This window comes from Amycolatopsis sp. NPDC051106 (assembly GCF_040682775.1).
In the GTDB taxonomy this organism is placed as follows: Bacteria; Actinomycetota; Actinomycetes; order Mycobacteriales; family Pseudonocardiaceae; genus Amycolatopsis.
The window spans coordinates 76,839-98,170 of sequence record NZ_JBFBBQ010000022.1; the positions used below are offsets into that span (position 1 = coordinate 76,839).

The 21,332-nt window shown below is 64.9% G+C and carries 15 protein-coding genes, 1 tRNA gene and 1 pseudogene; 12 read left to right on the forward strand and 5 right to left on the reverse strand.

Going from position 1 to position 21,332, the window contains the following annotated elements; all coding sequences use genetic code 11:
* Positions 1-8 precede the first annotated feature (8 nt).
* From AB0M83_RS19075 to AB0M83_RS19095, 5 genes are all read left to right on the forward strand, one after another.
* Complete coding sequence (locus AB0M83_RS19075; RefSeq protein ID WP_364518689.1) at positions 9-914, forward strand: UTP--glucose-1-phosphate uridylyltransferase; 906 nt, start codon at positions 9-11, stop codon at positions 912-914.
* Positions 911-2,188 carry a gephyrin-like molybdotransferase Glp gene (glp, locus tag AB0M83_RS19080; RefSeq protein WP_364518691.1) on the forward strand — a complete coding sequence of 426 codons (1,278 nt, stop codon included), beginning with the start codon at positions 911-913 and terminating at the stop codon, positions 2,186-2,188. Before AB0M83_RS19075 ends, glp begins: the two co-directional genes overlap by 4 nt.
* Positions 2,188-2,856, forward strand: coding sequence for a GNAT family protein (locus AB0M83_RS19085; RefSeq protein WP_364518693.1), 669 nt, complete (start codon positions 2,188-2,190; stop codon positions 2,854-2,856). The genes glp and AB0M83_RS19085 overlap by 1 nt, the downstream gene beginning before the upstream one ends.
* 162 nt (positions 2,857-3,018) lie before the next feature.
* Entirely contained in the window at positions 3,019-3,882 is an 864-nt protein-coding gene (gene glpR, locus AB0M83_RS19090) for a gephyrin-like molybdotransferase receptor GlpR (protein WP_364518694.1), read from the forward strand.
* Positions 3,883-3,935: 53 nt separating this feature from the next.
* Positions 3,936-4,011 (forward strand) — tRNA-Ala (locus tag AB0M83_RS19095).
* A gap of 637 nt (positions 4,012-4,648) precedes the next feature.
* Here AB0M83_RS19095 and AB0M83_RS19100 read toward each other — a convergent pair.
* Positions 4,649-5,497: pseudogene (locus AB0M83_RS19100) on the reverse strand (recombinase family protein); the annotation flags it as partial.
* 108 nt (positions 5,498-5,605) lie between these two features.
* On the opposite strand from AB0M83_RS19100, the gene AB0M83_RS19105 reads away from it, so the two are divergent.
* From AB0M83_RS19105 to AB0M83_RS19115, 3 genes are all read left to right on the forward strand, one after another.
* Positions 5,606-7,108: a helix-turn-helix transcriptional regulator gene (locus AB0M83_RS19105; protein WP_364518696.1), complete on the forward strand. Its 1,503-nt coding sequence runs from the start codon at positions 5,606-5,608 to the stop codon at positions 7,106-7,108.
* A gap of 458 nt (positions 7,109-7,566) precedes the next feature.
* On the forward strand, positions 7,567-9,471 hold the full coding sequence (locus AB0M83_RS19110; RefSeq protein WP_364518698.1) for a hypothetical protein: 1,905 nt from the start codon (positions 7,567-7,569) through the stop codon (positions 9,469-9,471).
* A gap of 64 nt (positions 9,472-9,535) precedes the next feature.
* Positions 9,536-10,378: a hypothetical protein gene (locus AB0M83_RS19115; RefSeq protein WP_364518700.1), complete on the forward strand. Its 843-nt coding sequence runs from the start codon at positions 9,536-9,538 to the stop codon at positions 10,376-10,378.
* 47 nt (positions 10,379-10,425) lie between these two features.
* Here AB0M83_RS19115 and AB0M83_RS19120 read toward each other — a convergent pair whose 3' ends face one another.
* Positions 10,426-11,241: an alpha/beta fold hydrolase gene (locus AB0M83_RS19120; protein WP_364518702.1), complete on the reverse strand. Its 816-nt coding sequence runs from the start codon at positions 11,239-11,241 to the stop codon at positions 10,426-10,428.
* A gap of 280 nt (positions 11,242-11,521) precedes the next feature.
* Between AB0M83_RS19120 and AB0M83_RS19125 the strand changes: the two genes are divergently transcribed.
* Positions 11,522-12,403 (forward strand): nucleotidyltransferase, encoded by an 882-nt coding sequence (locus AB0M83_RS19125; RefSeq protein ID WP_364518704.1) that lies wholly within the window; start codon positions 11,522-11,524, stop codon positions 12,401-12,403.
* A 20-nt stretch (positions 12,404-12,423) separates the two neighbouring features.
* Here AB0M83_RS19125 and AB0M83_RS19130 read toward each other — a convergent pair whose 3' ends face one another.
* Entirely contained in the window at positions 12,424-13,389 is a 966-nt protein-coding gene (locus AB0M83_RS19130) for an S-4TM family putative pore-forming effector (RefSeq protein ID WP_364518706.1), read from the reverse strand.
* A gap of 166 nt (positions 13,390-13,555) precedes the next feature.
* Here AB0M83_RS19130 and AB0M83_RS19135 point away from each other — a divergent pair, with 166 nt between their 5' ends.
* Positions 13,556-15,328, forward strand: a complete 1,773-nt coding sequence (locus AB0M83_RS19135) for a hypothetical protein (protein WP_364518708.1) — start codon at positions 13,556-13,558, stop codon at positions 15,326-15,328.
* A 488-nt stretch (positions 15,329-15,816) separates the two neighbouring features.
* On the opposite strand, the gene AB0M83_RS19140 is transcribed toward AB0M83_RS19135, so the two are convergent.
* Complete coding sequence (locus tag AB0M83_RS19140) at positions 15,817-16,416, reverse strand: DinB family protein (RefSeq protein ID WP_364518710.1); 600 nt, start codon at positions 16,414-16,416, stop codon at positions 15,817-15,819.
* An 88-nt stretch (positions 16,417-16,504) separates the two neighbouring features.
* Here AB0M83_RS19140 and AB0M83_RS19145 point away from each other — a divergent pair, with 88 nt between their 5' ends.
* On the forward strand, positions 16,505-17,443 hold the full coding sequence (locus tag AB0M83_RS19145; protein WP_364518712.1) for an ATP-binding cassette domain-containing protein: 939 nt from the start codon (positions 16,505-16,507) through the stop codon (positions 17,441-17,443).
* The gene (locus AB0M83_RS19150; RefSeq protein WP_364518714.1) at positions 17,440-18,180 is read left to right on the forward strand and encodes an ABC transporter permease; all 741 of its coding nucleotides are present in this window, start codon (positions 17,440-17,442) and stop codon (positions 18,178-18,180) included. The genes AB0M83_RS19145 and AB0M83_RS19150 overlap by 4 nt, the downstream gene beginning before the upstream one ends.
* Here the strand turns inward: AB0M83_RS19150 and AB0M83_RS19155 are convergent.
* Entirely contained in the window at positions 18,164-21,253 is a 3,090-nt protein-coding gene (locus AB0M83_RS19155; RefSeq protein ID WP_364518716.1) for a BTAD domain-containing putative transcriptional regulator, read from the reverse strand. The genes AB0M83_RS19150 and AB0M83_RS19155 overlap by 17 nt on opposite strands.
* Positions 21,254-21,332 lie beyond the last annotated feature (79 nt).

A 21,332-nucleotide genomic window follows, 5' to 3' on the forward strand; every position in this document is an offset into this window, starting at 1 on the left:
CTGCGCCCATGACGGGCGCCGCAACCACCCAGACGTTCAGAACCGCCATCGTGCCGGCCGCCGGCCTCGGAACGCGCTTCCTGCCGGCGACGAAAGCCGTGCCCAAGGAACTGCTGCCGGTCGTGGACACGCCGGGGATCGAGCTGGTCGCGGCCGAAGCCGCCGCGGCGGGCGCCGAGCGCCTGATCATCGTGACTTCACCGGGCAAGGACGCCGTCGTCCGCTACTTCGAAGAGCAGCCCGAGCTCGAGAAGAACCTCGAGGCCAAGGGCAAGACCGAGCTGCTCGAGAAGGTGCGCCGCGGATCCAGCCTGCTCGCCGTCGAGACCGCCATCCAGGAGCAGGCGCTCGGTCTCGGCCACGCCGTCGCGCAGGCCGAGCCGAACCTGAACCCGGACGACGAGGCCGTCGCCGTGCTCCTGCCGGACGACCTCGTGCTCCCGACCGGCGTGCTCGGGCGGATGAGCGCGGTGCGGGCGCAGTACGGCGGCAGCGTGCTCTGCGCGTTCGACATCCCGAAGGCCGAGATCTCGCCGTACGGCGTCTTCGACGTCACCGACACCGACGACGAAGACGTCAAGCGCGTGCACGGGATGGTCGAGAAGCCGAAGCCGGAGGACGCGCCGTCGACGTACGCCGCGGCGGGGCGCTACCTGCTCGATCGGGCGATCTTCGACGCGCTGAAGCGGATCACGCCGGGTAGCGGCGGGGAGCTGCAGCTGACCGACGCGGTCGCCCTGCTGATCTCCGAAGGACACCCGGTGCACGTCGTCGTGCACCGCGGCGGACGCCACGACCTGGGGAATCCGGGTGGTTTCCTGCGCGCCGCGGTCGATTTCGCGCTTGAAACGCCCGAGTACGGTCCATCTTTACGGGCGTGGCTGACGGAACGGATCGGGACAGAACGCCCATGACGGAATCCCTCGACGCGGCACCGCCCGAAGTGGCCGGGGACGAGACCGAGCTGCGCTCGGTCGACGCGCAGATCTCGATGACCTTGGACGCCGCCGTCCGGCCCCAGCCGGTGCGCGTGGCGATTTCCGAGGCCCAGGGGCTGCTCTGCGCCGAGGAGGTCGTCGCCGAGCACGCGCTGCCCGGCTTCGACCAGGCCGCGATCGACGGTTACGCCGTGCGCAGCGTCGACGTGCGCACCGCCGGGCAGGAGCCGGTGCAGCTGCCGGTCGTCGGGGAGATCGCGGCGGGCTCACGCCAGCCGCGGCGCCTGCAACCCGGCCAGGCCGTGCGCGTCGACACCGGCGCGCCGCTGCCGACGCTGGCCGACGCGGTCGTGCCGCTCGCCTACACCGACGGGCACCAGGCCCGGGTCACCGTGCACCGCTCGGTGCCGTCGGCCGGTTACGTGCGCCGCGCCGGCGAGGACGTCCAGATCGGCGACGTCGCGGTGCGCCGCGGCGACACGATCGGGTCGGCGCAGGTCGGCCTGCTCGCCGCCGTCGGCCGGGCCAAGGTGCTGGTCTACCCCCGGCCGCGCGTGTCGATCGTGTCGGTCGGCGACGAGCTGGTCGACATCGACCGGACGCCGTCGGTCGGGCAGGTCTACGACGTCAACTCCTACGCGCTCGCCGCGGCCGCTCGCGACGCGGGCGCCGAGGTCAGCCGGGTCGGCATCGTGCCGAGCGAGCCGAAGCGGCTGCGGGAGATCGTCGAGGGCCGGCTGCTGATGTCGGAGATCGTCGTGGTCGCGGGCGGCGCCGGGGGCGCCACCGGCGAAGAGGTCCACGCGGCGCTGTCCGACCTGGGCCGGATCGACATGACGCGGATCGCGATGCACCCGGGTTCGGTGCAGGGGTTCGGCAGGCTCGGCCCCGACTCGGTGCCGACGTTCCTCATCCCCGGCAACCCGATGAGCGCGCTGGTCGTGTTCGAGGTGCTGGTCCGGCCGCTGATCCGGGCGGCCCGCGGGACGCGCAACCCGCACCGGCGGATCGTCGGGGCCCGGCTGCTCTCGCCGATCACGTCGACCGAGGGCCGGCGCGGCTACCTCCGCGGCCAGCTCCTGCGTGACGAGTCCAACGGCGAGTACCTCGTCCAGCCGCTCGGCCAGTCGGGGGCGCACCTGCTCGCGTCGCTGGCCGAGGCGAACTGCCTGATCAACGTGCCGGAGGAGCTGACCGACGTCCCCGCCGGGGAGCAGGTGCAGGTCACCTTCCTCGCGCAACGCGCCTGATGAACCACGTGTCGGGGCTGTCCTACCCGGTCGAAAGCCGGCACCCGGGCTGGCCGGCCCGGCTCGGCCCGCTGCGGGTGCCCGCCGGCGAGGTCGTGATCCGGCCGGTGCGGCTGCGCGACGCCGGCGAGTGGAGCCGGATCCGGCTCCGGGACCGGGCCCACCTCGAGATGTGGGAGCCGACCGGCATCGGCCCGTGGCCGGAACGCAACGCCTTCTGGTCATGGCCGTCGCAGTGGGCGGCGTTGCGGTCGCTCGCGCGGCGCGGTCAGTGCCTGCCGTTCACCATCACGGTGGACGGTCGGCTCGCGGGCCAGATCACTGTGGGTAACGTCATCCGGGCGTCGCTGCGGTCCGCCTGGATCGGCTACTGGGTGTCGTCCGACGTGGTCCGCGGCGGGGTCGCGACGGCCGCCGTCGCGCTGGTCACCGACCATGCCTTCGGCGTGGCCGGGCTGCACCGGCTGGAGGCCACCGTGCGCCCGGAAAACGCCGCCAGCCTGCGGGTTCTCACCAAGGCGGGCTACCGGCAGGAGGGCCTGTTCGAGCGCTACCTCGACGTCGCGGGCGCCTGGCGGGACCACTACTGCTTCGCCGTCACGCGCGAGGAGACCGGGGCCGGGCTCGTGTCGCGGCTGGTCGCGGCGGGCCGCGCCGGCTACGCCTGACGGCCATTACCCACCTGGGTCCGTGAGCGCGTTACCACATGCTGTGAGATTCACCTAATCCGGTGAGGCATTTCCGTGATCCAACCCGGCGAGCCTCCGTCCGATCTGTTACTCCTGTGACTAGCGTGATTTCAGGTGACGGATCGGGGGAGGTGACGGGGGATGCCCAGCTCAGTGATCATCGTCGCGCTCGCCGCGGCATGGCTCGTCGTTCTCGTGCCCATGGTCGCGCGCCGGCGGCAGCAGGTGGCCCATACGGCCGACTCCGCGCTGGCGGCCAGGGTCGTACGCAGTGGACGCAACGAAGACCGGGAGGAATTCGCCATGTCCGAGGAGAACGTGAAGTCCCGGCCATCGGTCGAGGACGACCTCGCGGAGCTGGAAGCGGACCTCGAACTCGAGGACGAGTACGAGGAGCCGGAGCCCGAGCCGCTCCCGCAGCCGTCCCGCGCCGAGCGGGCCGAACGCGAGCGAGCCGGCTACCGCCCCGGCCGTGGCGGCTTCGACCCCGAAGCCGCGGAGATGGCGGCGCGCGCGAAGTACAGCTTCCGGCAGCGCATCGTCGTCATCCTGCTCGCGATCGCGGTGATCACGGCCGCCGTCGCCGGCTTCGTCATGCCGCTGGTCTGGTGGGGCCACGCGGCGGTCGACGTCGTGCTCGTCGGCTACCTCGTGTACCTGCGCCGCCAGGTGCGGATCGAAGAGGAGATCCGGCAGCGCCGGCTGGCCCGCTTCAACAGCAGTCGTGCGCCCCGGCGTTCGACGCCGCGTCCTTCGGCTTCGACCTCGACCTCGACTTCGGCTTCGGCTCCGGTGGCGGACGTGGCCGAGGACGAGCCGGTCGAGGACGTCGAGGATGTGGACGTCGTCGAACCGGTCCGCCGGGATGTCGTCGAGCGCCGTCCGTCGCCGACTTCGCGGGTTCGCCGCAGCGCGGTGGTCGTGGATCTGGATGACGAGGACCCGGCTTTCGAGGAGCTCGACGAGCCCGGGACCGGGCCTTATCGCCGGGCCGTCGGAGAGTGACCCCCTCCGCGAAGTGCTCGTAGGGCACTGCTAAGCTCTACGAGCACAACCAAGGGGCTGTAGCGCAGTTGGTAGCGCGTCTCGTTCGCATCGAGAAGGTCAGGGGTTCGATTCCCCTCAGCTCCACCAGAAGGTCTTTATTCAGACACCGCCCGGCCGCGATACGCGCGCCGGGCGTGTTTGTATCCACACGGTCTGTCATGGCGACCGTTTCGCCGAACGTCGCCCGGAGTACGTCAGTCGGACTCGTTCGCGTGGCCTCGGGACCCGATGCGAGAACCTGAACGGCGCGACCAGCGTCCAGCAGCGCTGCGAACGGTTCGGTCATGGCGGCGCGCTCGACGGTCCCGTCTTCGCGGATGTACAGCTTCTCGAAAAACCCTTGGTTGATCTGCCGCTTCACGTGGTCTGGCGCGGTGAGGTAGGCCCGCTCGCAGTGGCTTGCGGCTACCAGGGCTCGGCTGAGCGTGTCTTCCGCGTCAGCGGTGGAGACTTTGGCCGCCTTGATCTGCACCTCGGCCTCGGCCAGCGCGCGGGTTAGGCGCTTCATCTCGGCGGCGAGCAAGTCTTGCGGGATCGCCCCGGCGTAGTGGGCTTGGAGCAGCTTTTCGCGCTCGTCCTGCACTCGGCGTTTGCGCGAAGTGGCCTGTTCTAGGCTGCGGGCCGCCTCGGCTTGCTGTGTTGCCAGCTCCTCGTGAACGGTCGCGCGGATCAGCTCGGTATGCTGCGGCGCAACGTGGAACGTGCCGTAGAAGCGGGCTACGGCCTCTTCGACCCGTTCGGCACGGATAGCCCGGCGGAGGCAGTTGTTGGCCTTGGTCTTCTTCTTGACGCACATGAAGTAGTCGTACGCCTCGCTGCTCTTGCCGCGGTTGCGGGAGAAGATGAGACGCCCCCCGCAGTCGGAGCAGTAGATAGTGGAGCGCAGGTAATGGTTGTGTACGCGCTCTTTGTCACCCGTGTGGTTATGGGCGGCCAAGATAGCCTGGTTCGCCAGCCAGATGTCAGGCTCGACGAGCGGCTCATGCTTACCCTCATAGTGAATACCTTGGTAGCTGACCACGCCCATGTAGTACGGGTTGGCCAAGATCTTGTACATCGTCGTAAGGGAGATGGGCTTGGCCGGACGGCTCGGCGTTGGTCTGCTTGTGAGGCCCTTCGTCTGGGCGGCGAGCGTCAGATCAATGGCGCTCCATTGGCCTGTCGAGTACTCCTCAAGGCACCAACGAATGATCTCGGCGCGCTCGGAATCTGACTCTACCCACGAGAACTCCACACTGCCCCGCGTCTCGCGGCGATTGAGGTAACCAAGAGGCGCACGGAAAGGCGTGCCGCCCTCTTGGGCCTTCCGCAACAGCCCTTTCATGACGTCCTGAGCCAGATTGCCCGAGTAGAACTGGGCAATCTCAGCCATAAGCAGCTGGGCCGGTTCCGGCACCCGCAGTTCAGCTACGGGAGTGAGCGGCTGGCCGCGCCGCCAGCACCGAGGCACGAGCGCCAGCGGTCGCCTCCGGTTGTGGTGGGTTATGCGAGCCGCCATGTCATCCCTGCTTCCTCGTGGGTCTGGGAGCACCTCGGCGACCAAGACCCGCGTCGGAACGGGCATGGAGAACATGACCCGTGGACGGTTCAACCGGTCACCGGGGTGCCGAAATGACCATGGAGGGGCCGCCCCTGGTCCACCAGGGGGACGAAACCGGGCGAATGTCGGGCCAATCGGGTGGTGGGCGGTCTGACCTGCGGTAATGTGGCGATCTCGCGCTGTCACCGAGGGGAGACGATCATTGGTGGGCGTCAGACGGGCCTGATACGGGCGCGCAAGGCCGCCATCTACACCCAGGAGTCGTTAGCCCACGCCCTGAACATGGACACCAAGACGGTGGGTACGTGGGAGCGCGGCGAGGCGGAGCCCGTGCCGTATAAGCGGCCGAAGCTGGCCAAGCTGCTGGGCATTTCGCTGGCGAAGCTGGAAGAGCTGCTGGCGGAGGGGACCGCTGGTGTTCCCGCGGAGCCGGCGGCGGCCGTCGAGCCCGCCGCGCCGAGCCCACCACCGTCGTCCACGCCGCGCGGCGGTCTGCTCCTGCCGGTTATGGTGAACGGGAGGCCCGTACTGGTGCCGCTGGACGCGGCTACCGCTGCCGCCAGCGAGTTCGGGCCGCTTCTGCCGTCCGCTCTCGTCGCCGGTGACGAGACCCGTTTCCCAGCGGCCCAAGCCGCGGAATGGGACACCATGAGTCCGCTTAGTCGCCGCTCCCTGCTTACGGCAGGACTCGCCGCCTCCGCCCTCCCGGCCCTTGGCCTTGACGAACTGCAACGCGTCGCCGAAGCCATGGCCGACGCCCGCCGCTACTTCGATGGCCCGGTACTCGACTACTTCAGCCGCCAGCTGGCCGCCTGCAAGACCGATGACGGCACGCTCGGACCGGCGAAGACCTTGCCGCTTGTGCTCGGGGTGGTGGGCGCGATTGAAGAGTGCGCCCGCGACGTCAAGCCGAACATCCGCCCCGACCTGCTCAAGTTGGGGGCCGAGGGTGCCGAGTTCGCGGGCTGGCTCTACCGCGACGTGCGCGACTTCGGACGGACGTTGTTCTGGTACGACCGGGCGATTGAGTGGGCGCAGGAAGCGGGCGACCCAGCCATGCAGGGCTACGTGCTGCTCAAGAAGGCCCAGCTGGCTTTCGATGAGCGCGAACCGCTGCGGATGCTGACGCTGGCGCAGGCCGTCCGGCGTGGCCCGTGGTCCTTGCCGACCCGCGTGCAGGCTGAATCAGTGCAGCAGGAGGCGCGGGCGGAAGTCATGCTCGGCGCGACCGCCGATGCTGTGGCGCCGAAGCTCGACCGGGCGCGTCAGCTCTTGGGCACCCGCGACGACGGAGCGTCCACGCTGGGAGCGCACTACAACGACACGTTGCTGACCATGCAGACGGCGATCTGCTACACCGAGGCCGGGGCACCGCGGCGGGCGGTGGAGTTGTACGACGAGTCGCTGATGGAAGACCGGTTTTCGCCCCGTGACTACGGCTTCTTTTTGTCGCTGTGGGCTGGTTCGCTGGCATTAGCGGGCGAGCCCGACGAGGCCGCCCGGACCGGGGTCGAGTCGGCCGCCCGTGCCGACAGCACCAGCTCCCGGCGGACGCGACAGGAGTTGGTACGCGTCGTTCGGGTGCTGGAGCCGTGGCAGAACCGCCCTGCGGTTCGAGAGCTGCGCGAGGCGATGGCGGTCTGAGACTCGGTGAGTAGCGAAATCTTTGAACGTCTTCTCGGTCGATCCAAGTATAAATTTTCACTGCATCCTGATCGGTGACTGAGCGTACAGATTTGTGACAATTTAAGGTCAATTCACTTGCAAGTGGCCTAGCTGAGAGATATTTGTGGCTAGAGTGTCCAGACTCTCTCAGTCCACGGATTTCGTGAGGTGACATGACAACCTCGGAGACCTTAATCGTTCACGATGGCCGCCTGCCAGGCGGGCTAGGGGCGACCGTGTTGGCGCGCTTGCTGCGTCGATCGAAGCAGCCTGTAACAATTGAGTCATTGGGGGCTGGGCGGAGTGCTACGTCTTTCTGGCATGAGCATGTCGCGACAATCCTACAAAGGCCGGGGGCTGACGTCACAAAGATAATAATCTTCGGCATAACTTTCTATGATTTGGATCCCGCGCTATGTGTTAGAAAGTTACGGCTCTTGCTGGATACGTACGCTGAAGTTGAGATATGGTCGCATCGTTGGCCAGATGGATATCATGAACATCTTAATAATGAGACTCTTCCTGAGATCAAAATCCTGATACCTCCCGACGATATTATCTACGGGTCGCTCGGTATGGACCTTCAGGCCCACGAGAAGCTACTCCTGCGCTATTCTCTCGTTTCGGCTAGGGCCATACCTGCCAATCATTCCAGCACGGACCTTGACGATACAAGATCACTAAGAAAATGGATCGACGCCGATCCGGACGCCCACTGGCGGCTTCTTCTCGAAAGTCAGCCCCTAGAGGAGGTTGTAGACGCCGCGACGAGCGAATCGACTTTGGCCAATGTTTCCGATGGGATTGAGTTTCTTGAGAACTATGACAACGAAGACGTAACGCTTGAGATCAAGATTCTAAGTAGCCGCGCAACCCAGGAAGTGGAAATTCTTGAAGGGATCTGTGACGCTGAGAACCCGCCAGCCTCGGCGGTTTTCTTGGTTTGGCTAGGTGACGATCGTGTCTTATTCTACAGGCGTGACCTTGAGGCTGCTCTACCTTCCTTGCGTTGGCTCATTGAAAATCGATACTCATCCGAGGTGCCGCCTGTCATAGCGGGCAACCATTATGGCACTCAGGATGCGGTGTACTTCAAAATCAGCAACAGTGCCGCGTTCAGGAGAACTTGGGGCCGTAAGCTAAAAGTTCTGGCAAGAACGCTAGCGGGCGCGCAAACTGGGGGTCGATACCTCACTGCGGCACTCGCACGAGACCTAGCCGAACTGGCGAATGGTGTTTTTTCGGCCGTTGACCTGCGTGGTTCGTACACTGATAGCAGACAGCCGAAGATCGAAGTCGTTGCTGCGGACCTTTATGAGCTCATACACACTAGTAGCCGCACGAACGAGAAGCGTAAAACGCTGACGGTACCAGTGCAAGTGCATAGCGCTGAGGCTACCGCGTTCTTATTTCGAGATGGAGGATATAACCTTCAGAAAGCTGAGATGCTCCTTGAAGGTGCTGTAACTGGGCTCGGGAAGAGGCGGCTGCTATGGTTGGGAAATCAGAGTATTCCGCACCGACTTCGAGTTGATATACGCCCCCCGGCTCTTGGTGGTGACAGCGGCCAGTACATGGCTGCCGTTCGAGCAGCACTTTCCGCTCCACGCATGGGGACCCTTCTTGCTGACGATGGCTACGTTTCCGGCGACTCTGTAATTGGAAAGTTCCTCGAATACTGCCGGATGAATTCACTTGTCTGCTTCAATGAATCAGAAACCATCGGTCCCTCTGTTGCACATGCGATGACGCTGCACGCGGCAGCGGCAGCAATCAAAGATGGGACTCCCGGGGCGATGGTCCTCGATCTCTTCTCGGGCAGCGGCGTGGCAAATAGATTACTTTCAATGCACAGTCACTCAGTGATATCTGTTGATCTGTATGTCGCAGCAGGAGCCGTTCAAGTTGCTCCCGACGGTGGCGACGGGCTATGGCTGCAGACTGATGCCCGAGCCGTGCTGAAGCATTCCAGTCCCCTCATAGAGCAGAAGTTTGACGTAATCGGGCTCGACCCACCTCACGCCGAGCTTTTGGATCTATTATTTGGCGCGGCGGAGCAGCCTTCATTGGTTCAGCTGTGCGCAGAGCGCTCGGATTGGATCGTTATGTATCAAGGGCACACAACGCAAAGGGGACGCCTGGCATTGGTGCGTGCTGGCCTCGTTCAGGCCGGCTGGCCAAACGTTCTGGTCTTGCAGGTCGAAGAAGAGCTGATCGTGCTGGCCGCTACAAAGAATATCGACAATGAACGATTTTTAAAACTGGCGTCGCACGTAATGTCCGACATTCGAAATTTCGCTTTGCGGCATATCGGCGAAGTGAACGTATCAGAAGTCAAGTGACCCGGATCACAGGGCTAATTGAAGGATGGTAAGATATGGTTACTTAAGTTATTTGGATTTATGTATGAAGGGCGTAAGCGTGCCTCCTGAAGATTCTGACTTCCAGTGGTCGAAAGGCTTTGCTGAACTTCCTGCTGGTCGACAGGGTAGTCAGTCTGTCGTATCGGTTCGCGGGCGTAGGGATGGTGCGCGAGTCCTTAAGCGAGCTGCACTCGGCCGGGGTTTGACTCTTCACGAGGCCAACGCCGCAGTGGCTAACTTGAGTGCCTACCGAGATGAACTCGCTTTTAGTGACTGGAATATTCCTGCGGTAGCCGAGACAACAGTTGTCGGAAGTGGCAACGCTGTTGAAGTATGGGCTATTGAGCAGTATATTCCCGGTGGAGATATCGCGACACTCGGTTTCCGAGATTCCAGGATTCGCAAGGCGCTACTGCAGGTTGTTAATGCTGTTTCCTTGGTCGCCAGTCAGTTGCCATTAACTGCTGTCGATAATGTGACGACGCTGTCCATGATGCCCTACGGAATCGACCTTAAACCAAGCAACATTATCGTCCATCCGAGAACTGGATTGGCATACCTCGTCGATACGTTCCCGCCCTTGAATTTTGCTGAGAATGGATCATTCGCATTCTACAACTCCAAGGTGCATAGGTTCTCGGAGAGCATGCTAATGGCTGTATGTGCCACTCGAGAGGGATCTATTCTGCGGTTTTGGCGGCTCCTTGAGCGTCAGTGGAATCTCGGCGCAGCCGACACCCTGACTATGAGGCAGATGCTCGCCGAAGTATTAGAGGAGTCGCCGATGCCTCATGCGAGTGTTGAGATTATTTTAGGGCAGATAGAAACAAATTATCCAATGCTGGATCTCTACTATGCTGGAGCGCTGCCTTCCGGCGCCGCTTAGCGTTGTTACTCTGGTTGAGCGTGGCGCAAGTGGTCGTTTGAGCGTAGTTACCTTAACCAGCCCTGTACCTCACCGATAACCTGCGCCTGCCAGGCCTGGCTCTGAGGGGCGGCGTACGTCGGGTCATCGTGGACGGCCAGTCCGTGTTGCGCACCCTCGAGCTCAAGCAGCCGGTGTGGGGCCGTCAGCCGGCGATCTGCATCCCGCGACGACTCCACCGGGATGAAGGTGTCCTTGGTGCCATGCACGATGAGCGTGGGCGCTTGGATGTCAGCCAGCGCCCCGCGAGCATCCAGCCAGAACACCTCATTGAGCAGGGCCCGGCTCAGTTTGAAGCTCGGGGAGTGCGGCAAGAAGCCCTGTTCGCTCAGGTCACGCGCCGCCTCGTCGGTCAGGTAGTCGTCCTGCCGGAAGTCCTTCTGATCCACGAACCGCTGCTTGTAGTCGAGCAGCGGGTTGAACAGAACCAGTCGTTCGACGTCGGCCGGACGGCGAGCGGCGTAGTAGGCAGCCAGGCCACCGGAGAAGCTGGCCGCCACCAGCGACGCCGACGCCAGGCTGGTCTCCCGGCAGAGGTGGGCGCGAGCTGCGCGAATGGCGTTGAGGACCCCGGCGAGCGACAGCTCCTCCTGACGGCCTTCGCTCTCGCCGTGACCAGGGAGATCGAAGCGGAGCGAGGCTACACCGCCCTCGGCCAGGCCGGCGGCCAGTCGGGTGAAGAATCCAGCCTCATGGCGCGTGACGCCGCCGCCGTGCACGAGTACGGCGGCGTGGTGCAGTTGGCCGTCCGGCTCGACCAGCGTGCCGACCAGGCTGAGGCCGTCTAGCGTGCGGAACGTGGTGTCGGTGCTACGTGCGGTCATATCCCAAGCTTACGGTGGGGCGTCCGATCGGAGAGCTGGCTCGTGTGGGTAGTTCATTCCGAGCGATACCCAATAAGCAGGCTTCAGCTTACACGTTGACTCTTTGCGATCGTTCAACTACCGCCCGCAGGAAATGCGCCACCCATTTGAGTACTTGCCTTCAGTTCGCTAATGGGCAAGAATATATGTTGTTTCTTGATTAATTTAGCAAGAAATCATGACTGGGGTTGAATTGTTACCATGATCATGTCTCCGTCGTGTTCGCGACATACAATCGTAAATGGCAGGCAGCATGGCAAAGACGGCGGCAGCGGCTTTCAACATCTTTCTAAACGGACTCACGCCGAGCGGCAGCGAGCGTTCGAAGGCCTCCTCGCATCGTGAAAGCATTATGTCAAAACTCGACGCGAAGTTCGGCGTCTATCGTATGTTTGAGAGTGGCTCGTTCAAGCATGGCACCGGAGTAAGTGGTCACAGTGATGTTGACTTCTTCGTGTCGCTTAAGTCGAACCGACCGAGCTTGTCGGACAGTACGCTCTCGGCTGTGCGGAGTGCGTTGCAGGAGAGATTTCCGTATACGCATATCCATGTCTCGCGGCCCGCTGTCGTGCTTGAGTTCGGTCAGGGATATGAGCGCGTCGAGGTTATCCCTGCCTACGCGAAGGAGCGCGTGACTGACAAAGAGGTCATGAAGTTCAATATCCCCGGCGTCGTGGACGAGTGGATGGAGTCCACGCCAGAGGCCCACCTCAGTTACGTTAACAGCTGCAACTCCAACCCGCAGGGCGGCGCAAAGGAGCTGGCCCGTCTAGCTAAGGCGTGGAAGTACTATCGTAACGTGCCGATCTCGTCTTTCTACCTTGAGATGCGAGCGGCTCAATATATGGACGACGAGACCTTTATTGACTATGCTCAGGACCTCAAGAGATTCCTTGATCGATTGCAGGGGCATGAGCTCGCGTCGATGAATGATCCGACTGGGTACACGGGTCGAATCCATGCATGTTCAAGTGACGTAAAGCGTGCGGACGCATTATCGAAGCTTGACACCGCTGTAACTCGGGCAACCAAGGCGCTCGACGAACACAAGAGCGGCAATGAGCGTAAGGCGTTCGAGTGGTGGGAATTACTATTCAATGGGGAATTTCCGGCTTACTACTAGGCTCGGTAAAAAAATGTGTTCTAGCTTTCACCGTTTTCAGAGTCACTTGATCGCTTGACACGTGAAGAAAGCAGGCGTGCGACGCTCTTCATCGTTGCCTCGTTCTTCTTACGCTTGAGCTTGTAGATGAAGTTGGGAACCTGGGGAACGTCCCGGCGTAGAGTATATAGGCGACTCTGCCAAACAAGCAGGTCTTCGCTCTCAAGTTCTTTGGCGTTGTCTTCTAGTTTCGCCTCGATTGTGGCCGTGAGGTCGCTGCGGTCCGCCGCTGCGCGGCGGATGCCGAACCAGTACTCAAAAGCGTTCAAGAAGGCCGGAAGCAGTGGTAGGAGAACGCCAAGCAAGAAGGTGGTAAAGTTGAGCTTCTGCACGACTCCGAATGTAACCAAGAGGGCTGTCCAGGCAATTACGATACCCAGCCAGGTATTGGCATAGGTGCGCAGAAGTCGGTCAGAGTAAGAGGCGTTTGCTCGCTGACATATCGCGACCGTGACTAAGGGATCCTGTGCCTTGTCGATGTCGTACCAGTCGAGAAGTTTGGCCTCCTTTGCTTGAGGCAAGATGCTCTCGTCCGCACCGGCGATTGCGGAAATTTCTTCCAGCGACGGGCTTGGTGTGCGCTTACCCTGGGACGGCATCCCAAAAATCAGCGTGTCAAATATTTCTTGCACAGCTGCAGCCTTGGCCGAAGTCCTCTTCTCCAGTTGAATAAGCGCAGTTCGGCCGGCAAAAGTCCATAACGTGGCTATGGCACCCCAGACTATGGCGGACTTTGGCCAAACTAGGCAGGCGCTCGGTGTGACAATCGCGATCAGAAGGACGCCGATTGTACGGAGTGCCAGCCAACGCTTTGATTTGGAGTACAGACGCCGTTGGGCGAGGAGGAGGCGAGCAGCTTCAATCGTATTCTGCTCTCGGGCAATAATTTCACTCGTTGGAGGATTGTATTCCCCTGCGTTGAGAGGGGCGTGGGCGTCTGTCATCATCCTGGCCTTTCGTTACTGTGAATAATAGCAGAGTGCATACCAGCTCGACATCTCGCGTAACGTGTCGACCCATATTTCTTACGATCCCGTGACCCCGGGATCCTTGGGGTGGAAGACGTCTAAGCAGTGAGCAAGCTGAATGGCCAGGATAAGGTAGGATCGATCGATGACGCAGATCTCTTCTGCTGGTGCCACGAGCTCAGGTGATTCACCTTCGTCGCTGATCGTTGCATCGATGCCCTGGGTCTTCACTCAGCGATCGCCCTTGAGCTCAGATGGGTTCATCTCAGAGGCGAAGCGACGCGGGTTCGATCTCAACACTCAGGTTATGCGCGAACTCTACCGGCATCGGTTGCTTATCCCGTTCGTGTGGGCGCAAAACGAGCCGGACCCGTCGCTGGCGGTCTCCGTCGATGATGAGCCGGGTCGCGCGGGGACCTTGCTTACGGAACTGCGTCTCGCTCGCGAGGCAGGCAGGTTGCGTGACCTGGCTACGACGACCTTCCGACCGCACCTACCATTTGCTCGGCAGGCACGCTTCAACCGGCGCTGGTGGAACGGCTTCATCTACTCATGGCATCAGCTGCACGTCTTGTCGGTCATGCCGTGGATACTGGAAGGGCGTCGGAACAAGTGGCGAGGTCGAGAACTGCGCGTAACGCTGCCAGTGCCTCATGAGCACTTGATCGAGCGGGCGGCCGAGTGCAGGAGGCTTGCCATCGCGGCTACCGCTCTTGAGGCGAGGTACAACCCGGCACTCGATCCGGAGTGGGTTCGCTTGTCGAGTGCGGGTGTCGAAGAGTGGAAGGTCTATAGAGACGGCTTCGATCCAATCGCAGCGAGCCGTGCTCTTGGCTACTCCGCAGCTCAGGCGAGGGACGACGCCGAAGACCTCCTTGAGCTGGCACAGAGAATTGACCCACTTGGACGGTCATGGGGCAAGCTGGCGCGGCGAGCGCCGAAGAAGGCATGGGATGACCTCAAAGGGCCAGCCCTGGCCGCAATGGACATGCGGCAGACGGCTGAGATCCTGCTTCTCTTCTATGAGGACTTGGCCCGCCGCGGTGCGGCTGATCCACTTCCGAAGCCGCCGTTGATGACAGTGCATCCCATGCACGACCGCTTGAGCTACCGCGAAGGCACATTGGATCAAGACCTGATGAGGCTCGGCATATCCCCTCATCCTCGCGTTGTACTAGCCGTGGAGGGTGAAAGCGAGGCGGTGCACGTGCCGAAACTCTGGGCGGAGCTAGGCTTCCGCGAGGCACCTGAGCTCATGCGAGTACTGCGTCTCGATGGCGTGGACAAAGACTTGCAGAAGGTGGCTGCGCTGGCCGCTGCGCCCTTAATCGGCGGCCGACGGGTTCAGGGCAGTTGGGACCTGCTTAAGCCGCCTACCTGCCTGATGGTCGCCGTTGATCCCGAAGGCAAGTGGTCTCCAGACAGGGCGGCGAAGACGCGCGAAGACATCCTGGACGAGATCAGGAGTGTGCTTCGCGCGCAGGGCGCCAAGACCACCGAGGAAGAACTCGGCCTGCTCGTCCATGTGCAGACGTGGTCGGCGTCCTGCTACGAGTTCGCTCACTTCGACGATGGCGAGCTGGCCGACGCCTTGATGGCCGTGCATGAGACGGTGAACGGCTTAACCCGAGATGAGTTGATTCGGGACCTCGCGAACCTGCGCGAGCGTTCGCGAAAGGGACATAACCGGGTGGACATCAAGCACGTGTGGAGCCAGTGGAGCTACGAGCCCAGTAAGGTCGCGTTGGCTGAGCAGCTATGGCCAGCGCTGAAGCGCAAGATCGACCGGTGCCGGGCCGAGGAGGATGCTCCCGTGCCAGAGATCGTTGAGGTGGTCCTGCGCGCACACGCCACGGCCCAACAATGGCGCTATGAGTCTTTCGTGCTGACGGCGGTCGAAGACCCGGACGACCAGTAGGGGCTACCGCTCCCGCCCCTGGGTGTCCCGCATTCGCACGCCGACCTCTAGGAGTCTTCGTCGCACCGTGTCGGCGGTGGTGTCGAACTTCTCAGCGATCCGGGCGAGCGGCCAGCCGGATCGGTAGAGCCGGGCAGCTTCGGGTACATCCTCAGGATGGAGTCCAGGTGGCTTGGTGTCGATGCCTCGGGAGCGGAGATGCCCGCCGGCCGTGTTGCGGCTGATACCGAAGAGGGTCGCCAGCTCGCGGACGCGGCTTCCGGCCTGGTAGGCGGCTACGAGTTCATCGACTTCGGCTGGGCGCAGCTGGCGGGCAGTCCGATGGGTAGATTTGTGATGTGTGTCACAAGGCGGCAGATTTGACCACATCTGGACGAGCCCGAGCATGTGCCGGACCGGCCGGGGAGGCCTTGAAAGGGCCTCCGTCAGGCCCACAGCAGGTCAAGGGCCGTCCACAGTTGAGTGGGCGGCCCTTTTCGTTGCCCTCGCTACGACTGCGCCGAGCCGGCCGCGCGGGCGACCCGCTCCAGCTTCTCGCGGTACTCCGCCCACTTGTCCGCGTCCAGATCGGGCAGGTTCGTCGCGTCGGCCCGCATGCCGATGGCGCCGTCGATGAGTTCGCGGACGATGTCCGCGTGGCCCGCGTGCCGGTGGATCTCGGCGATCACGTGCACCAGCACCCGGTGCAGCGTCGTCTTGCGGCGCTCCGGCGGCCACCACGGGACCTCGCCGGTCGCGTCCAGCGGGGTCGACTCGATGGCCTCGTCCGCGAACGCCCAGACGCGCCGGTAGAGCCCGACGATGTCGTCGTGCGACTCGTCCTCGGACGCCCAGAAGTCGGCGCCGGGGTCGGCGTCCGTGTTGTCGTACCACGGGAGCGACTCCGGGAACTTCCGGCCGAACGTGTCGCCGAAGTAACCGAGCTCGACACCGGCCATGTGCTTGACGAGGCCGAGCAGGTTGGTCCCGGTGGGCGTCACCGGCCGGCGCATGTCGTACTCGGAAAGGCCGTCGAGCTTCCACAGCAGCGCGTCACGCGCCGCCTGCAGGTACCGCCGCAGATCGGCCTGAGGATCGGAGTCGGTCATGCGAGGAAGCTACCAATCCGCGGTCGTGACAGTCACGGTGTCAGTTCGGGGTCAGGTCCGTGTCAGGGCGGGCGTTCAGAGTCCTCCCATGACCACTTCAGCGATCACCGCGACGGACCTCCGGAAGGCCTACCAAGACAAAGTCGTGCTCGATGGGATCGATCTCGATGTCGCCTCGGGGAGCGTTTTCTCCCTTCTCGGGCCGAACGGGGCCGGGAAGACCACCACCGTCAACATCCTCACCACGCTGAGCCGAGCCGACGGCGGGAGCGTGCGCGTCGCCGGGCATGACATCGATTCCGATGCCAAGGCCGTCCGGAAGGCCATCGGGGTCACCGGGCAGTTCGCCGCCGTCGACGAGCTGCTCACCGGGCAGGAAAACCTGCAGCTCATGGTCGATCTCAGCCCCGTCAAGAACGGCAAGCGGGTCGTCGAGGACCTCCTCGAGCGGTTCGAACTGACCGAGTCGGCGGGGAAGCCCACCTCGACCTACTCCGGGGGCATGCGGCGGAAGCTCGACCTCGCCATGACGCTCGTCGGTGACCCGCGGATCATCTTCCTCGACGAACCGACCACCGGCCTGGACCCGCGCAGCCGGCGCACCATGTGGTCCATCGTCAAGGACCTCGTGGCCGACGGCGTCACCATCTTCCTCACCACCCAGTACCTCGACGAAGCCGACCAGCTCGCCGACAAGATCGCCGTGCTCGACCGCGGGCGCATCGTCGCCCAGGGCACGCCCGGCGAACTGAAGCGCCAGATCCCCGGTACGCACGTCCGGCTCCGGTTCACCAGCGTCGCCGAACTCGACGCGGCCGCGCGTGTCATCTCCGGCTCCACGCGCGACGACGAGGCGCTGACCCTGCGGGTCCCCGGCGACGGCGGCACGAAGTCGCTGCGGAACCTGCTCGACCGGCTCGACGAGTACGCCATCAGCGCCGAAGAGTTTTCCGTCCACACCCCCGACCTCGACGACGTCTTCCTCGCCCTGACGGGCCACAACACCACGGAGGTAGCAGCGAAATGAGCGCCCAGACTGTCATGTTGCGCCGCAACTTCAAGCACATCGCCCGGAACCCGACCTCGGTGTTCAACGCCGTCCTGATGCCGATCGTGATCATGCTGATGTTCGTCTACATGCTGGGAGACGCCTTCGACGTCGGAGTGAACTACGTCGACTACGCGACGCCCGGCCTGATGCTGCTCGCCATCTGCTACGGCCTGGGGGCCACCGCGACGTCGGTGAACTCGGACATGACCAAGGGCATCATCAACCGGTTCAAGGTCATGGACGTCTCCCGCGGCGCGGTGCTGACCGGGCACGTCGTCGCGAGCGTCCTGACGAACCTGGTCGCCATCGCCGCCCTCGTCGGAGTGGCCTTCGCGCTGGGATTCCGGCCGAACGCGAGTTTCCTCGACTGGCTCGGCGTGCTCGGCATGGTCGTGCTCCTGGCCTTCGCGGCGGGCTGGCTCACTGTCGCGTTGGGACTGTTCGCCAAGTCCCCGGAGACGGCCGGCCTGGCGTCCGTGCCGCTGGTCATGCTGCCGTTCTTCAGCAGCGCGATCGCCCCGGCGGACAAGATGGGCCCGGGCCTGCGGGAGTTCGCCGAGTACCAGCCCTTCACGCCGATCATCGAGACCGTGCGCGGGCTGCTCAACGGCACCCCGTCCGCCGGTTACGCGATCACGGCCGTCGCCTGGTGCCTCGGCATCGCCCTCGCCGGCTACTTCTGGGCGCGATCGACGTTCAAGAAGCGAGCGTGACCTCGGCGAGTTCCCGCCAGTCCGCCCGCGCTCCCTGCTCAGCCGCCTCGGTGAACCCCTCGTCACCGAGGCGGCTTCGCGTGACCTTCTCGATCCGGGCCAGGTCCGGCCGGGAGCGGTCCGGCAGGCCGCGCACGCCGGCGCTCGCCGCCAGCAGCCGCGCGGCCTGCTCGTACTCTTCGCGCCGCAGCGCCAGATCCGCGATCCCGACGAGAACCTGCGCGGTCAGGGGCGGGTGGCCCACCTCGGCCGCCGCCGCCAATGCCTCGGCCCGGTGCTCGCGGGCTTCGGCGGGATCCTCGGTGAGATACCCGAGGAGGTCCTGGACCACGGCGCGGACCTGGGCTCGCTCGGCCGCGGAGCCGAGCATCGCCGTCGCGACGCCGAGCTGGCGACGGGCCTGCGCGGTGTCGCCGCTCCAGCGGGCGAGGTCCGCCTTCGAGAGGGCCAGCTCGGTCAGCGCCTCCGGCCAGGCGACCCGTTCCGCGTACCGCTGGGCTTCCGCGATCGAGGCGGCGCTCGACTCCTCGGCCCCGGACAGCCAGTACAGCTGGGCCTGCCGTGCCCGCATCCGCACGACGTCCTCGATGGCACCGACCTCGGTGACGATCGAGATCGCGGCTTCGTAGTGCTCGCACGCCCCGGCGAAGTCGCCGCGCATGGCCATGAGGTCGGCCAGCTCGGTCTGGGCGAACGAAGTGCCCCACCGCTCGCCGAGTGCGCGGAATTCGGCGAGGGCCGCTTCGAAGTACGCGTCCGCGTCCTGCCCCTCCCGGCCGAGCTGGATCCGCATCTTGCCGAGCTGCAACCGGGCCAGGGCGCGCACCCACGGGTCTTCGTCGGTGATCAGCGGTTCCCACGCGGACGCGAACGCGTCCGGCGACTGCACCATGCGCTCCAGCGCGGCGACCAGCGACACCGCCGGGTGCGGGTGCGGGAGGCGCGACGCGATCTCGTGCACCTGGTGGATCCACTCGATCGCCTGGTTCTGGTCGCTTTCGCGGCCGGCGGTCAGGAACCCCGTGACGAACGCGTACACCGTGGCGCGGATTTCTTCGGACACCTCGCCGGGAACGGCGGTGGCCGCCACGAGCAGTTCGCTGCCTTCGGTCTTGTGCCCGGCGAGCCACCAGTACCAGCCCGCGGCCGCCGCGAGCCGCATCGCCTCGGGTGCTTCGCCGGCCGCGAGGGCCCCGCGCATCGCGGCGGCGATGTTGTCGTGTTCGGCGTCGAGGAGGGCGAGCCACTTCAGCTGGTCGGCCCGGCGAAGGTGTGGTTCCGCGGTTTCGGCGAACTCGGTGAAGTACGCGAGGTGCGCCCGACGCACCGAATCCGTGTCGCCGGCTTCGGCGAGCCGCTGCTGGGCGTACTCCTTGATCGTGCCGAGCATCCGGTAGCGCGGCGCCTGGTCGCCTTTGGTGACCACCAGCGACTTCTCGGCCAGCGCGGTCAGCAGCTCCTCGGCCGCGTCGCTCGCGCAGACCCGCTCGGCCGCCTCCAGGCTCGCGCCACCGGCGAACACCGAGAGCCGACAGAGGACGGCGCGTTCGTCGTCGGAGAGCAGTTCCCAGCTCCAGTCGATCACCGCGCGCAGCGTCCGGTGCCGCGGCAGCGCGGTGCGGCTGCCGCCGGTCAGCAGGCGGAACCGGTCGTCGAGGCGGTTGGCGAGCTGCTCGAGGGACATCGTGCGCAGCCGGGCCGCGGCGAGCTCGATGGCCAGTGGCATCCCGTCCAGCGCCCGGCAGACGCGGGCGAGCGTCGGGGCGTCGGCCACGAAGTCGTTGCGCACAGCGCCGGCTCGGTCCCGCAGCAGCCGGACGGCCGGAGCTTCCTCGATCTTCGCGGGGTCGGCGTCCTCGGCCGGCAGGGCGAGCGGGGCGACCGGCCACAGCGCCTCACCGGTGATGCCGAGGGGTTCGCGGCTGGTCGCGAGGATGCGCAGCCGGCGGCACTCGCCGAGCATCCGGTGGGCGAAGGCGGCCGCGGACTCGATGACGTGCTCGCAGTTGTCCAGGACCAGCACCATGTCGCGGTCCTGCAGCGCGGCGATGACCCGGTCGGTGGGTTCAGCCTCCGACGCGTCCCCGAGCAGGGCGTCGCGCAGCTTGAGCGCGGCGAGCGTCGCCTGGGCCACGTCGCCTTCGGTCGGCGCGAGCTCCACCAGCCAGGCGCCGTCCGGGACGTCGCCGAGCAGTGTGCGCGCCGTCTCGGTGGCCAGGCGGGTCTTGCCCGAGCCGCCTGGTCCGACCAGCGTGGTGAGCCGGTGTTCGGTGACGAGCCCGCGGACGGCGGCGACGTCGTCGTCCTTGCCGACGTAACTGGTCAGCTCGGCGCGCAGGTTCGTCTTGCGAGGCTCTTCGCGCCGGGTCAGCTCGCCGCGCAACAGCGCGACGTGCAGTGCGGCCAGCTCCGGCGACGGGTCGACGCCCAGTTCGTCGGCCAGCGTCTCGCGTGTGCGCTCGTAGACGCGCAGGGCCTCGGTGTCCCGGCCGGTCGCGACCAGGCCGCGCATCAACGCGCCGACGAGCCGCTCCCGGGCGGGGTGCGCGGCCACCAGGTCGGTGAGCTCGGTGACGGCACCCTGGCCGAAGTCGGTCTCCGCGTCGAAACGGTCCTCGAGGGCGGCCAGCCGGAGTCCTTCGAGCCGGGTGACCGCGGCGTCGAACGCGGCGCTCTCGGTCAGGCCGACGTCCTGCATGGCCGGGCCCCGCCACAACGCCAGCGCCTCGCGCAGCTGCCGGACATCGTCGCCGGCCTGGGCGACGAGGCGTTCGAACCGCACGGCGTCGACGGCGTCGGGGTCCACGGTCAGCCGGTAACCGGCGGGCCGGCCCTCGACCTCGCCGTCCGGAAGCACCTTCCGGAGGCGGGAAACCAAGCGCTGCAACGCGTTCGCCGCGTCCGCCGGCGGGTTCTCACCCCAGATCCAGTCGACGAGCGTCGCCTTCGGCACCACGCGACCCGGCTCGAGCGCGAGAGCGATGAGCAGTCCGCGCAGCCGGGCGCCCGGCACGTCGGCCACCACGCCGTCGTCCGCGCGAACTTCGAATGACCCCAGTATCCCGATCTGCACCCGGCCGATGATGCCATGGCGCCTGGGATGTCCGGGCCGTGTCAGCGCCGTGTCAGGTCCGGCGGCGATCGTGGTCGGC